The 14,419-nt window shown below is 60.5% G+C and carries 11 protein-coding genes; 1 reads left to right on the top strand and 10 read right to left on the bottom strand.

Annotated features, from left to right (window positions below; all coding sequences use genetic code 11):
• Positions 1-270 precede the first annotated feature (270 nt).
• Positions 271-2,547, top strand: coding sequence for an acyltransferase family protein (locus HMPREF3169_RS10140; protein ID WP_070433264.1), 2,277 nt, complete (start codon positions 271-273; stop codon positions 2,545-2,547).
• Between the two features lie 70 nt (positions 2,548-2,617).
• Here the strand turns inward: HMPREF3169_RS10140 and HMPREF3169_RS10135 are convergent, their stop codons facing one another.
• The 10 genes from HMPREF3169_RS10135 to HMPREF3169_RS10090 all read right to left on the bottom strand — a co-directional run bounded on the left by HMPREF3169_RS10135 (position 2,618) and on the right by HMPREF3169_RS10090 (position 14,205).
• On the bottom strand, positions 2,618-3,760 hold the full coding sequence (locus HMPREF3169_RS10135) for a TIGR04053 family radical SAM/SPASM domain-containing protein (protein ID WP_070456387.1): 1,143 nt from the start codon (positions 3,758-3,760) through the stop codon (positions 2,618-2,620).
• Between the two features lie 82 nt (positions 3,761-3,842).
• Positions 3,843-5,471, bottom strand: a complete 1,629-nt coding sequence (gene ffh, locus HMPREF3169_RS10130) for a signal recognition particle protein (protein ID WP_070456386.1) — start codon at positions 5,469-5,471, stop codon at positions 3,843-3,845.
• A gap of 49 nt (positions 5,472-5,520) precedes the next feature.
• Positions 5,521-7,632 carry a [protein-PII] uridylyltransferase gene (locus tag HMPREF3169_RS10125; protein WP_070456384.1) on the bottom strand — a complete coding sequence of 704 codons (2,112 nt, stop codon included), beginning with the start codon at positions 7,630-7,632 and terminating at the stop codon, positions 5,521-5,523.
• The gene (locus tag HMPREF3169_RS10120; RefSeq protein WP_062038390.1) at positions 7,633-7,971 is read right to left on the bottom strand and encodes a P-II family nitrogen regulator; all 339 of its coding nucleotides are present in this window, start codon (positions 7,969-7,971) and stop codon (positions 7,633-7,635) included.
• Positions 7,972-8,050: 79 nt separating this feature from the next.
• The gene (locus HMPREF3169_RS10115) at positions 8,051-8,419 is read right to left on the bottom strand and encodes a Na+/H+ antiporter subunit G (protein WP_061923276.1); all 369 of its coding nucleotides are present in this window, start codon (positions 8,417-8,419) and stop codon (positions 8,051-8,053) included.
• 2 nt (positions 8,420-8,421) lie between these two features.
• A complete protein-coding gene (locus tag HMPREF3169_RS10110) occupies positions 8,422-8,712 on the bottom strand; it encodes a cation:proton antiporter (protein ID WP_062038384.1) in 291 nt (96 codons plus the stop codon).
• Positions 8,712-9,242, bottom strand: coding sequence for a monovalent cation/H+ antiporter subunit E (locus tag HMPREF3169_RS10105; protein ID WP_062038382.1), 531 nt, complete (start codon positions 9,240-9,242; stop codon positions 8,712-8,714). The genes HMPREF3169_RS10110 and HMPREF3169_RS10105 overlap by 1 nt, the downstream gene beginning before the upstream one ends.
• Positions 9,243-10,784 carry a monovalent cation/H+ antiporter subunit D family protein gene (locus HMPREF3169_RS10100; protein WP_070456382.1) on the bottom strand — a complete coding sequence of 514 codons (1,542 nt, stop codon included), beginning with the start codon at positions 10,782-10,784 and terminating at the stop codon, positions 9,243-9,245. It lies immediately after the preceding gene.
• Positions 10,784-11,227 (bottom strand): cation:proton antiporter subunit C, encoded by a 444-nt coding sequence (locus HMPREF3169_RS10095; RefSeq protein ID WP_062038374.1) that lies wholly within the window; start codon positions 11,225-11,227, stop codon positions 10,784-10,786. Before HMPREF3169_RS10095 ends, HMPREF3169_RS10100 begins: the two co-directional genes overlap by 1 nt.
• Positions 11,227-14,205 (bottom strand): DUF4040 family protein, encoded by a 2,979-nt coding sequence (locus tag HMPREF3169_RS10090; protein ID WP_070456380.1) that lies wholly within the window; start codon positions 14,203-14,205, stop codon positions 11,227-11,229. The genes HMPREF3169_RS10095 and HMPREF3169_RS10090 overlap by 1 nt, the downstream gene beginning before the upstream one ends.
• Between the last annotated feature and the right edge of the window lie 214 nt (positions 14,206-14,419).

Genomic DNA, 14,419 nt, shown 5'->3' with positions numbered 1-14,419 from the left:
AGACAACCCCGACTATATTAGCGGCAGACTCCCCAAAACGGAAATCCTCCCGCGGCGAACTCTGGTGGCACTTTTCCTTTGACTTTTATGCAATCTTCGGCGGCACTGCCCGTGGAGTTATGAACAGCGCGGCCCGAGAGAGTAACCTATTTGCCGCTAACCTAAACACCTTTCAGGCCAGTTTGCCCTTATTTACTTCCAAACACTTCCCCTAGAGGCAAAACCTTTAAGGGGCAGACGTATGCCTTAATTGGCCTGCTGAGAGAAATTATGACTGAAAATTCACCACGCAGCTTCCGTTACCGCTATGACCTCGATGGTCTGCGCGGCATCGCCATCGCACTCGTGGTCATTTATCACGTCTTCGTCGGCCGAGTCTCGGGCGGCGTGGACGTGTTCCTTTTGCTTTCGGGCTACTTTTTCTTAGGCTCCCAGCTGCGTTACGCGGCCAAGCCTAATGCTTCTTTGAATCCATGGTGGCCAATCTGGCGCACTTTGCGACGCCTCGTTCCCAGCCTCGTGTTGGTCATCGGCGCCACCTATATCTTGGTTCGCATTTTTACTCCGGAACTGATGCGCACAGAGCTCGCCCAGCAAATCACGGCCACGATGCTGTATTTCCAGAACTGGGAGCTAGCCCGCCAAAACGCGGACTACACCGCAGCTTCTGCTAGCACCTCCCCTCTGCAGCACATGTGGTCCATGGCTGTACAGGGTCAGTTCTACATCATGGGCATCGCCTTTGCGCTGATTCTGGCAGCCATCATGAAACTGCGCCCAGCGCCGGACCCGAAGCGCCTCAAGCAGGTGCGCTTCCCCACCGTCAACCAGATTGCTGGCCCTATCCTTATCGTCGTTACCGTCGCGTCCTTTGCCTATGCTTCCCGCGATGGCCTCTACGGCACGGCCGCGAACTACTACTCCACGTGGTCGCGCGCATGGGAGCTGACCCTGGGTGCGGTTTTAGCTATTTACGGTACGAAGTGGAATATTTCTAACCGTTTTTCCAACCTGTTTACTGGCCTCGGCCTGGTGTGCCTAGCGTTTACCGGCGCTATCATCGCTGAGACCACGGCTTATCCAGGCCCGCTCTCCCTGCTGCCGTTGGGTGGTGCGGTGCTCATCATCTTGGGCGGCGGCGGTTCCATCTCCCGCCACATGGCTTCAAAAAAGGCGCGTTGGCTTGGCGACGTCGCCTACCCGCTCTACCTCTGGCACTGGCCGCTTCTGATTTTGTCCACCAAGGCCCTCGAGCTGGAGACCCCTCCATGGTGGCTGGGCATCATTATCATCGCCATCTCCCTGGTGCTGGCAGATCTTACCCACCGCTTCTTGGAGAAGCCGCTGCGCCAGGCCCGCAAGCGCCCGACGGCGGACGATATGCCGGTCAATAGCGCAATTGCCTCAATGAAGCAGCGCGCTGGCGCATTCCGAGCAGTAGGCGGCGTCGTCGTGGGCGCCTGCGTTGTCGGTTTGCTTTCCATTCAGCCGCTGTGGATGAACACCATCTACTCCGAGAATGCGGAGAACCTCGACCCGAAGCTCTACCCAGGTGCCACGGCCCTCGCACTAAATAAGCCGGTGCCGAAGGACGTAGAGTACAAGCCGGACCCGATCCTCGTTGGCGGCCTCATGCCGCCAACCGCAGTGGCCTATTGCTTTATTGGGCAGGACATGCCGGCGGATTACCTGCCGGATGCCCGCCGCGACGGCACTCCATGTGAGTGGGGCGACCGTGAGTCAAAGACCGAGGTCTACGTCGTCGGTGGCTCCCACGCGGAACAGTGGATGTCCGGCTTGGACCGCCTGGGCCGTGAGATGCACTTCAAGATCATCCCAATGCTGCGTCAGGGTTGCCCGATTGAACTTGGCGAAGACCTGACCGTTACCCCTGAATGCCACGAGTGGGGCGAGATGGTCACCGAGCGCATCCTGGATGCGGATCCGGCGCTGGTCATCTCGAATACCACTCGCCCATCCGGCCCGCTGGGCGAAGGCCCAGACTACGTCCCGGCAGGCTACGCCGAGTTCTGGAAGCAATTGGCAAACGCCAAGATTCCATTTATGGGCCTGCGCGATAACCCGTGGGGCTTTGACGATGCTGGCAAGGGCCGCGAGTTCGACGAGTGCTATGTCGCCACCGAGGACGAGAAGGGCTGCGGCATGACCTTCGACAAGGTCTACGCACCGGTCGATCCAGGCGCGGAAATCCTGTCCCAATACGACAACATGCTGTCGCTGGATACCTCTTCCTGGTTCTGTGACAAAAATGGCGACTGCCCGGTGGTCATCGGCAACACGATGGTCTACCGCGATATGCACCACATCAGCAACGCCTTCGCGGAGTCCGCAATGCCAATGCTGCGCGAGGCCATCGAGCCGTTCCTGGCCGGCAAAAAAGTAAAGCAGGCACCGCCTAAGGTGCCTGCTAACATGCCGACCTCAACCGCACCGACCACGCCGTCAGCACCGGCCGATTCCACGGCCACGGCCTCCAATGCCCAGCCGGTCCCCTACCCGTATCTGACCGACAACGACGCAGTCTAAGTCGCGGATTACTTAATTTCCTCACCCTAGAGCAAAGAAAGCGTGGTGCCGTCTGGCACCACGCTTTCTGCTATTTGACCCACGCCGCGGGCACGTATGCGCACGTCGGGTCGGAAGCTAGCGGATCACCCGTCATTGCGAACGCGGTCGAGCGGGAACCGCCGCAGACGGTGGCGTACTCGCACACGGAGCACTTGCCCGACCACTGGGCGGGGTCGCGCAACTTCTTAAAGACAGGCGAATTGGCATAGATTTCGGGCAGCGGAGTGTCTTTGACGTTGCCGCAGTGCATCGGCAGGAAGCCGTTGGGATAAACATCGCCGAGGTGGTCGATGAACACGAAGCCGGAGCCTGCGTTAATCGCCATGGGCGGGCGCGGGCGGCGGGTATGCGCGGCGTCGGCAGGCCCGAGCACCCGCTCGGTCTCTTCGGTGAGATAGCGGTAGAGCTCTCCCCCGACGTATTCCTTGCCCTGCTGTGCCTCCAGCACGATGCGGCGATACTGCGGGCCTTCAGTGGTCTTGATTGCCACGCGATTCGAAACATCGTGCAGCCAGTGCATAGCGTCCTCGCGCTCGTGCGGAGTCAGCGCCTCGAGACCCGTTCCACGACCAGTTGGCACCAGGAAGAACACGCTCCACAGCTTTGCTCCCATGTCGATGACGCGCTTGAGCAGCTGCGGCGCCTCATAAACGTTGTTCTTGGTGATCGTGGAGTTGATCTGCAGGCGGTAGCCCACGTCCGTGACCACCCCTGCCATTGCGATGGTCTGGTCAAAGATGCCGGAAAAGCCGCGAAAATAATCGTGGGTCTTGGCCGTCGCGCCGTCGAGCGAAAGCGACAACGCCGAGCCACCCGCGGCCCGCAGGCCCTCTAGGCGCTCGCGAGTAAGACGCGGGGTGACCGAAGGCGAAAGGGAGATGTTTAGCCCCAGCGAGGTGCCGTGCTCCGTCAGCTCCTCGAGGTCGCCACGCTCAAAAGGGTCGCCGCCTGTGAGCACCACGATGGGACGCGGCTTCTCATAGCTCGCGATTGAATCCAATAGCGCCTTGCCCTGCTGCGTGCTCAGCTGCCCTGGCGCTGGCTCATGCTGCGCATCGGCACGGCAATGCTGGCACACCAGCTGGCACGCGCGCGTCACCTCCCAGATTGCGATGAAAGGCTTGGCGTTGATGTCGTGGCGAACTTGGCGAACGGCTGGAGTCGGCTTCATAAATACAACTTTAGCCGTAGAAAAACACGCCTCCAAAACGCGAAAAAGAGGCGAGGAGTTCCCTCGCCTCTTCTAGGCCCGACTACTTCTTGCCCTGGCCAAAGTCCAGGTTGTTCAAGTCGATGTTTTCCATGCCCTTCGGCATCTTAGGCATACCCCCTGGCATGCCTGGCATTCCGCCGCCGCCCATCTGCTCCTGCAGCTTCTGCAGCTCCTCCATGGAAGGCATGCCGCCTGGCATTCCCGGCATACCGCCTGGCATACCTGGCATGCCGCCGCCTGGACGGTTCTTCGGGGCCTTGCGCTTGCCGTTCTTGCCCTTGCGCCCCTTCCGCTTCTTCTTGGTGGCAGAGCGCCCCATGCCCGGGCCCATGCCAAACTGGCCGGCCATCTTGGACATCATCTTCTTCGCCTCGTTGAAGCGCTCGATGAGCTGGTTGACCTCGGAGACGGAAACGCCAGAACCGTTTGCAATACGCTTACGGCGCGAGGCGTTAAGGATCTTCGGATTCTCACGCTCTTGCGGGGTCATACCGCGGATGATGGCCTGGATGCGGTCGAGCTGCTTCTCATCGACCATTTCCGCCATCTTGTTCATCTGCTTGCCGCCCGGCATCATTTTCAGCAGATTGCCAATCGGGCCCATGCGGCGGATCATCAGCATCTGGTCCAAGAAGTCGTTGAGCGTTAGCTCACCGGTGCCCAGCTTGGCGGCAGCTTCCTCTGCCTTCTGGTGGTCCAGGGTGGCCTCAGCCTGCTCAATCAGCGAGAGAAGGTCACCCATGCCCAGGATGCGCGAAGCCATGCGCTCTGGGTGGAAGACGTCAAAGTCCTCGAGCTTCTCACCGGTGGAGGCAAACATGATCGGCTTGCCGGTGACCTCACGGATGGACAGCGCCGCACCACCGCGGGCATCGCCATCGAGCTTGGTCAGCACGACGCCGGTGAAATCAACGCCGTCACGGAAGGCCTCGGCGGTCTGCACCGCGTCCTGACCGATCATGGAATCGATGACAAAGAGGACCTCGTCCGGGTTCACAGCATCGCGAATGTTGCGTGCCTGCGTCATCAAGGTCTCATCGATGCCGAGGCGGCCCGCGGTATCGATAATCACGATGTCGTGCTGGGTCCGCTTAGCTTCCTCGATGCCGGCCTGGGCGACGGCGACTGGGTCACCGTGGGAGGTACCCATCTCGTGATCGTTGGAGTCGATGGAGGTACCTGGGTCCGGAGCAAAGACCTGCACCTCCGCACGCTCACCAACAATCTGCAGCTGCTGGACCGCGCCCGGACGCTGCAAGTCACAGGCGACCAGCATCGGTGTATGGCCTTGCTTGGCCAGGTGCTTGGACAGCTTACCGGCCAAAGTGGTCTTACCAGCACCCTGCAGACCAGCCAACATGATGACCGTAGGCGGGTTCTTTGCCAGCTGCAGGCGGCGAGTCTCGCCACCCAGGACGTCAACGAGTTCTTCATTGACAATCTTGACAACCTGCTGCGCCGGGTTCAGCGCCTCAGAGACCTCTGCACCGGCAGCGCGCTCCTTAATACGCTTGATGAACGCGCGGACTACGGTCAGCGAGACGTCAGCTTCCAGCAGCGCAAGGCGAATCTCGCGCGCGGTGGCATTGATGTCGGCCTCGGTCAGCTTGCCCTTGCCACGCAGGCCCGACAAGGCAGTTTGCAAGCGATCGGACAGTGACTCAAACACGAGTGAGTGCTCCCTAAACAATCTCGAGTAATTTTTTAACTCCCCCAGCTTAGCCGCTGACTAGCGCTTCGGTCACATTCCTGACCAATGTCGCGCGCGCGACATCGCCTAGCGGTTTAGCGTGCAGCACCATCGTTGCACCCGGAACGTAGCTCGTAATCCATTCGCAATCGGGAAGCTTGGCGATGACATGTCCAAGCACACCCGTACGCTCGCCCGTGCGCACCTCGAAGATGCTTCCCGTCCACATCGCCGTTGTGGGCGCGCCATCAATCTCCGGAAGCATGGTGTACACGCCAGATTTATAGGACTGGATGAAACGCGCCTCATCGGCCGCCGCATCGAAGCTCTCCGCCACGGTACGCACGTCGAATTCAGCAGCAAAGCCCTCGCCTTGCGCGTCACTTACCCTGCCCATGCGGGAGGACTCGATGGTCCACCCCAACGCCGCAATCAGCGCCAGCGGGCGGATGACCTCGCGCTGATATTTGCCCCGCCACGAAACCGTCAGGGTGCGTTCCTCATAGTTCGCCTTGAGCGCAATCTCCTTTTCCGCATACACCGCCGGCTTCGTAGGGCTAAGCGCCTCCAGCTGCACAAAGGCACGCGAAGACAGCACCCGAATGCCCGCCTCCAAGCGCGAATTCCACACGCTGGGGCCAGTCGATAAAGCGTCCGCGCGTGCCAAGACCAGCAACAGCGAGAGCGTCAGGTGGTCATAATGCACCGCCGCCAGCAACTTATCCCGGGCCGCGTCCGATTCCGGGTCCATGCGGGAGACCAGTTTGGCCAAGGTTGTGTGCTCTGCCACAAGCGTCTGCACACGCGAACGATCCGCAAGGCTCAGCCGCATTTTTGCCGCGGCCTTGGTCACCATTTCCGCGCCTACGGCGGAATGCGGGCGGCCATAGCCCTTGCCGATGTCGTGGTACAGCGCCGCTAGCAACAACAAGTCCGGACGCGCGACCGTGGTACGCACCTCCGCGCAGCGCGCCACGGTCAGCATGGTGTGATAATCCACGGTGTGCGCGTGGCTGCGCTCCCGCGGCAGCATCCCGCGGATGTGCCCCCACTCCGGCACCAGAGTCTCCCACAGTCCCACCTCGTCAAGCTCCTCAATGAGCCGTGGCGTTTCGGTGGGCGAAGACAAGATGGTAAAGAAAGCGTCGGTTATCGCGGTATTCCAACACTCCGGAAGCGCAGGCGCGTTAGCCAGCAGCTTCCACACGCCCGGCTCTATGGGCCGGCTCGTGCGCGCCGACGCCGCCGCCACGCGCAGCCCTAGCCCGGGGTCTTGCAGGTCGGCGTTGCGCGCCAGCGTCACGTAGCCGCCACTATCGACGACGCCCAGGTCCAAAGGCTTGCGCGAACGGTCCCGTTGCCTTTTGCCCACGACGCCGCGGGCCGTGGCAAGCGCGCGCTCCATCGCCCTATCGACTGTCGACGCCGCGCGCACCACCGCGGCCGAAAGCTCGTAACGGTCCGCAAACCCCAGCTCGTCAGCGATCTCCGCGGCGAATTCAGGGTCCAAAAGGTCGCGGTGACGATGGGCATGCATATGCAAAAGGCTGCGGACATCGAGCAGCAGGTCACGCTCGGCATCCAGCCGCGGGGCGTCGGCAAGATTGCCCAGGGCCAGGGCCCTAATGAACTGGATATCGCGCAGGCCGCCCCGCCCGTTTTTAATGTCCGGATTCGCCATCGTTGCCAACGTGCCCGAACGCCGCCAGCGCGCAATTGCGGTGCTGACGAAAGAATCGAAATGCTTTTGCAGCAGCACCCGCCACTGGGATAGAAGCTTGGCGCGGGCTTCGTCGACAAGCGCCTTGCTACCCGCCACAAAAGACAGATCCAGCTGCGCAAAACCCGCCGCCGGATCCGTGCCGGCTATCTCCGCGCACTCGCCCGGGGTACGCAGGGCATAATCCAGGTGATACCCCGCCTGCCAGATGGGATACCAAATGTTGGCCACCGCCTGCTCGTCTAGCACCATCCCCTCTGGATGAATCAACAGCAGATCCAGATCGGAATACTTTGTCATCTCGCGGCGCGCAAAAGACCCCGTCGCTGCGAGGGCGGTGCCCTCTGGCAGCTCCAGGGTCTTAATCAATGCTTCTGCCGCATCGAAAGCTTCTGCGCGCAGCTGCGCGGCTTTGTCCATTTAGACAGCAGCCTCGCCGCGCTCGCCGGTGCGCACGCGGATGACGTCCTCGACTGGGGTTACCCACAGCTTGCCGTCACCGATCTTGCCGGTGTAGGCAGCCTCAACGATAGCGTTGATGGTCTCTTCTACCGCTGCGTCATTAACAACGACCTCCAGCTTGACCTTCGGGACGAAGTCGGTGGCGTACTCGGCACCGCGGTAGACCTCGCTGTGTCCGCGCTGCTGACCAAAGCCCTGCGTCTCAGTCACGGTGAGACCATGAACCTCAAGCTGTTCCAATGCCTCGCGAATATCCGGCAGCGTAAAAGGCTTTACAACAGCAGTGATGAGTTTCATGTCCTACTCCTTGGGCTCCGATTGAAAGTATGTGCCTAATGTGATCATATTAGCGTCAACGGCGCCGCCGCGGCGCTAATTAAATCTCGTCTTCACTGGCTTCTACCATGTCGGTCTGCTTCCGCATGCGGCGCGCATACTTCACGTCCGTGACGGTGACGCCGTAGATGGAGCGGCCCATGTAGAAAGAGCCAACGGAGCCGATGATCCACACGCCGAAGCATGCGATGAGAACGCGCACCAGCGACCACAGATCAAAGCCGTTTTCAGCAAAGTCCACCACGAGCTTTCCCACGAGCAACAGCGGCACCGCAAGGCCGACGGTCGGGCCCAAGAGGTTTACTCGGGTCAACGCGTCGGGGGCGCGCCACAGCGCGATTGCGGTAGCAACCACCAACAAGGTGGCCACGATGAGGAGAATGGATGCGATGATTTCGTACCACGCCATGGCTATCGACGTCCCTTCGAAATGATGCGCGCCATCGACAACGTAGGCAGCACGCCGGCTGCAATCGCTGCCAGCATGGCGATGTCATAGAGAATCGAGGCGTGATTGACAAAGGTCCAAGCGATGTACATGCACAGCATGCCGTAGAAGGCCATGTCTGACATGACGGTACGTGTCAGCTCGTCGCGGGAGCGCAGCGCCAAGACCAAGGCCGAAGCCAGGGCACCGCCCATCACGAATATGCAGACGAAAATGACCCATTCGAAAGCGCTAAAGTGCGCGAAATCTACCATTATTCGCCTTTCCTTTCCGGACGCAGCGGCCAGACGGAATACTTCTCCGTCTCATCCGCTGGCAACGGGGTGTCTTCTTCTTGCGCGATATCCGGCGCACGCATGTGGCGGCCGAGGGTCTCGAGTGGGTACTCGTAGAAGGCCGGATCCAGGTCCTTGGTATCGCTCTGGCCTGGCACGCCATAGTCGATGTCCTTCACGTGCGGTGCCAAGTGCTCCTCCATGTCCGCGAGCGACTCCATGATTTCTACCGGGTCATCGCCCATGACCGCCTGGACGAGCACGATACGCGGCAACCCCTCTGCCACCGGCTCGCGCAGGCCCAGCGACAAAGTGCCAGGGGTTGCGGTGATAGACGAGGTAAACCAGAAGATCTCCCACGCATCGGTCACGCGCAACGGGTAGCGCACGATGACTGGGTGGTAAGAATTATGCGGCTTGAAAGACTCCATGGCCAGGCCGAAACCGGCAACGAAGATCTCCTTAATCAGCCATAGGCCATAGACACAGGAGTGGAAGAAAAGTTTCATTTAGCGACCTCCCTGGATGGAGTCGATGTCTGGCAAGGCAACGGGGGCGTCGCCAAGCACGGCTTCGGTATAAGCCTGAGTATCCAGCAGATCCTGTGCCGCGTGCAGGGTGATATCCATGAACGGGCCTGCCAGGACGAACATGGTCAGCGAGCCCATGATCAGCGCCGCGGAAGGAGCCATCAGCTTCTTGCGGATGATCAGTTCCTTCGGCACCTTCTGCTTTGGCAGATCCTTGCCCCAGAAAACCTCGCGCCACACGCGCAGCATGGACAAGAAGGCGGCAAAGGAAGCGATGATGATGACCGCGATGACAATCCATGCCCATACCCCACCGGTGCGGGCGATCTCGATGACGATCAAGACCTTGCCCCACATGCCAGAAAATGGCGGGAAGCCCACCACAGAGAAGGCACCGGCGGCGAAGATCCAGGCGATGAGCGGATCGCGGCGTGCCAGGCCCGAAAGCTTTGATAGCAAGCCAGTGCCGTAGGTCTCTTCGATGGCACCAGAGGCCAGGATGAGCGAGCCCACCGTGAGCATGTGGTGGATGGTGTACAAGATGCCGGCGGCGAGAGCTCGCTGCGGATCGTGGGTGGTAAAGGCCATCATCACCAAGATGAAAGGCATGCCGTTGAGCATCTGATAGCCCAACACGCGGCGGATGGAGTTTTCGGCCAAGCCACCAAATGCGCCGATCAGCATCGAGATGATCATGACCACGATGATGAGCGTGCCCCAGCGCTGGTCCATGTCGAAAAGGTGGACCCACAGGCGGTAGAGCATGTAGACCGCAACCTTGGTGTGCAGGCCGGAGAACAAGCCCATCACGGCAGCCGAGGTGCCTGGGTAGGTGCGCGGCAGCCAGGACTGCACGGGGAAGACGCCGGCCTTCGCCGCGATGGCGATGACTACGATTCCCGAGGCCACGGTCACTGGGCCATTGCCCGCCGCAGCGCCCTCTAGTGCGGCGAGATTGACCGCGCCGGTAACGGAGTAGATATAGCCCACGCCGACGACCAGCAGCGTCGAGGCAAAGAGGTTAACCAGAACGAAGGCACGGCCGGCCGCGAGGCGCGACCAGGTACCGGACATCGTGATGAGGCCATAAGAAGGCAGCAGCATGACCTCGATGAACACGAAGAAGTTGAAGAGGTCTGCGGTAAGCAGCGCGCCGCAGACACCGGTGATGAGAATCAGCGTCAACGATGGGTAGTAGCGCGACTTCGTCTCGCCGCCCACGATGGCAAACCAGTTGGCGCCGAATGCGACGATCATCGTCGTGACAATCATCAACGCTGAGAAGGTATCTGCCGCGAAAGCAATACCCGCGTTACCTGGGTAGCCGCCCACGGTGTGGGCCACCACGCCGTTGTTCATGGTATAGAGCAAGAGCGCGAAGCCAGCAAAGATTCCGATGCCCGGGATAATCAGCATGATGGAATCACGCACGCCGCGCCACGGGGCCATTAGGGCCAAGGCCGCTGCCACGAGGGGAACCGCTGGGAATAGCGGCAACAGTGCACTGACGAGTTCAGCCATTACTTCTCCCCTTCCTCACTGTGATCCAACTGCTTGACGCGATCCATCTTGTTGGCCGAACGCTGCAAAATCTCTCGATTCTTGGAATCACGACCCAGCGTTGAGAACGCGTGGTCAATGGTGTTGTCATCAACCGGCTCCACGATGTCCGTGTCATCATTGGCGCCCATAGCCGCCATGGTTAGCAAGATCGTGGAGGTCGCCATGGAAATGACCACGGCGGTAAGCACGAAGGCCTGCGGAAGCGGGTCCGCCATCTGGTCGTGTGCGACCTGCGAGGGGAAAGATTCCCCGCGGTAGGAGTACACGCCCGTAGCGAGCAGCGTCAGGTTAGCGCCGTGACCGAAGGCCATCATGCCCAGCACGATGTGGACCAAGCCACGCTGCTGGATGAGATAGACCGCAGAACCGATAAGCAGTGCGATGGTTAGTGCAAGAATCATTATTTCTCCCCGCCTTTCTGGCGTGCCACGCGCGGCGAGTCCTTCTTAGTTCGAGCCTCAGACTTGTTGAGCAAAGCCAGCGGATTGCTCGAGGGGTTGATGGGCTCGGGGTAAGGATCATCGACGTCGTCAAGCACAACGCGCGGAGTCGACGGCAACGCGGAATCGTCGTCGTGGACCCATGGCAAGAAGTCGCGCTCCGTGCCCGGGCGCAGATAACCGCCGAGGGCGTTGATGGCCATGGTCAGCATGCCCAGAACCGCGAGATAAATACCGAGGTCGAAAATCAGCGACGTGGTCCAGTGCTGGCCCAAGGCGTGGCCGTGGATGGCGGTCAGGAAGCCGCCCGGCTCGCCGTGGTGCGGGATGTAACCGATAAAGCCTGCAGTCAGCGCCACGATGATGCCGATGCCCGTGAGGTGAATCGGGGTCATACGGCCGAAGACAATCTCATCAGAGCCGCGGGACAGGTAGGTCAGGCCGATGGCTGCGCCCATAATCAGCGCGGCCGGGAAGCCGCCGCCCGAGGCCTGGTGACCGCGGTAGAAGACCACGACGGAGGTGACAACCAAAATCGGAATAACGATGGCAATGCCCTTACGCAGCGGAACCGAATTTAGCTGCGACTGGCCGAACGGAGCCGGGCGCGTGCCGGAGGTAAATGGGAAGCGCGGCAGCGTGGAGGTAACAGAAGCAATCACCACGGCGGCCATGCCCAGAACTGAAAGCTCGCCCAGGGTATCGAGTGCACGGAACTCCACGATGATGGTGGCCACGACGTTGTCGCCGCCGGTGATATCCGGAGCGTTGTCCAGGTACCACAGAGAAAGATCGGAACGCTCATGGCGGCCCATCAGGCCCCAGACACCGAGGAAGGCGGCCACGCCGGCGAGGACAGCTACCACGATGGAGCCGGTCTTACGCGATTTCTCTTGCACTGGGTGGAACTTCTCCGGCAGGTAGCGCAGCACCATCATCATCACGATGACAGACAGTGCCTCGACGGTGAACTGGGTCAGCGCGACGTCGGGTGCGCCGAGCAGGAACATCTGCAGGGTCACGCCCGTGCCGGCGATGCCGATCATCACCGCGCCCGTCAGGCGGTTGCGGGTGCGCACCAGGCCAAACATGGACAGCGCGACGATGGAAAGCGGCAAAAGATCCCATGGGTTATCCAGGCCTTCGACGCGTGGTGCAAGAGCGACGCCGTCGACGCCTTCGCTGATAAGGCCTGCCGCAGCCAGAATGATGAGCAGCAAGACGATGGGCAGCATCAGGCGTGAAGGATTATGGGTATCGGACATGCGGCCGACAAAGCGGCCGATCGCGGCCGCGCCATTTTGGACAGAACGCAGAATCTGGTTGCCGGTGCGCGGAACCAGCTTGGTGTCCTCGAATGCGGACCACAGCTGCTTGCGAATGAAGATACCGGCGATGCCCGCGATGAGAACCGCAACGGAGATGACCAGTGGAACGTTCACCCCGTGCCACAGGGAAAGGTGGGCGTGAGATTCCATTCCCACGGAACCTGCCATCAAGTCCAAAGGCTTGTCGAACTTGCCCAACACGAAGACCAGCGGCAAAGACATAAAGCCCGGAAGTGCTGCCGGCAGCCAGAGGCGAACAGGCGCCTCGTGGACCTTGGACATGTTGCGCGGGCCGTCGAAGAAGGCGCCGAAGACGATCTTGGCGGAGTAGGTGAAGGTAAAGAAGGCGCCGATTGCGGCAACCATCAGCAGCACCAGCTGCCCTGCCCCACCGATGGGCGCGTCTTCGAAGGCAGTGAGCATGCCTTCCTTGGAGACGAAGCCCAAAAGCGGTGGAACCGCGGCCATCGATGCCGCGCCGATAACCATGGAGCCGAAGGTCCATGGCATCTTGTTCCACAGCACGCCGAGGCGGCGGATATCGCGCGAGCCGGCCTCGTGATCAATCACGCCGATGAGCATGAAGATGGACGACTTAAACAGTGCATGCGCCAGCGTGTGTACCAGGGCGGCGGCGATAGCAAAAGGCGTGCCGACGCCGATGGTGGCCACGATCCAGCCCAAGTGCGAGACGGTGGAATAAGCGGTCAGCTTCTTCAGGTCAGTCTTTTGCACCGCAAAGACCGCGGACATAACGGCGGTGCCCATACCGACGACGATGAGCAGCCAGTTCCACACGGCCACGTCGTGGAAGATGGTGGAGAAACGAATCAGCAGGTACACGCCTGCCTTGACCACTGCGGCTGCGTGCAGGAAGGCAGAGACCGGCGTTGCTGCGGCCATGGCCTCTGGCAGCCAGAAGTGGAACGGAAACTGCGCGGCCTTGGTAAAAGCAGAGCAAGCAATAAGAACTGCCACGGCGGCAGTAAGGCCTGGGCGCTCGTGCCAGACACCGGAGGCCAGAATCTTTTCCAGGTTGGTAGTACCCGCGGCCGTCGCCGCGATGGCCACGCCTGCCAACAGGGTAAGGCCACCGATAAAGGTCAAAATCAGCGTGCGCTGCGAGCCCTTCTCGCCTGCCTTACCCGAACGCGCGATAAGCATAAACGAGGCCAGGGAAACCAGCTCCCAGGCAAAAAAGAGCAGGATAACGTCGTTAGCCAGCGCCAGCAGCAGGATCGACATGGTGAATGCCGTCATCAGCAGGTAGAAGCTGGTGTTTCCTTTGCCCTTGGGCAGGTAGGCGGCCGAGTAGGTAAAGACTACGGCGCCGATGACCAAAGCCAGCATGGCGAAGAATACGCCCAAGGCATCGCCGCGCAGAGCGAAGTGGACGTCGATGCCGGTGCCGACGACGTCGCCGACCCACGTGCGCGAGAAAGACAGCTCTTCGCCCGCCGATAGAGTTCCAAATTCTTTGGCAAGAAGACCTGCCGCCACAATAAAAATGCCGGCTAGGGGGTAGCCGGCGGCGCGATCAGCAACCTTGACGGTTACTGGGGCAAGAACCACTGCCAAAGCTGCGAGGAGGACAACATAAATAAGTGTCACGAAAAATTAGCCTCACAAACCATTGTGTAGAGATTTATTACTTAGAGCGCGCATAAAATACGACGTTCCCACACTACCATTGTGGCCCACGTCAAAGCACATTTTTTCGGTACTCAAGGCGACAACTCGCGCGGCGATTTTGCAAGAAAAACAACCTCCAAGCAGCGCTTTCCAGCGTCGTTCTAGCGGCGGCTCCGGAAAGCACCACCCCATA

Source organism: Corynebacterium sp. HMSC08C04 (genome assembly GCF_001807495.1).
Classification (GTDB): domain Bacteria; phylum Actinomycetota; class Actinomycetes; order Mycobacteriales; family Mycobacteriaceae; genus Corynebacterium; species Corynebacterium simulans.
The sequence above is the reverse complement of the archived record's forward strand: the minus strand, read 5'-3'. Positions and strand labels throughout refer to the sequence as shown.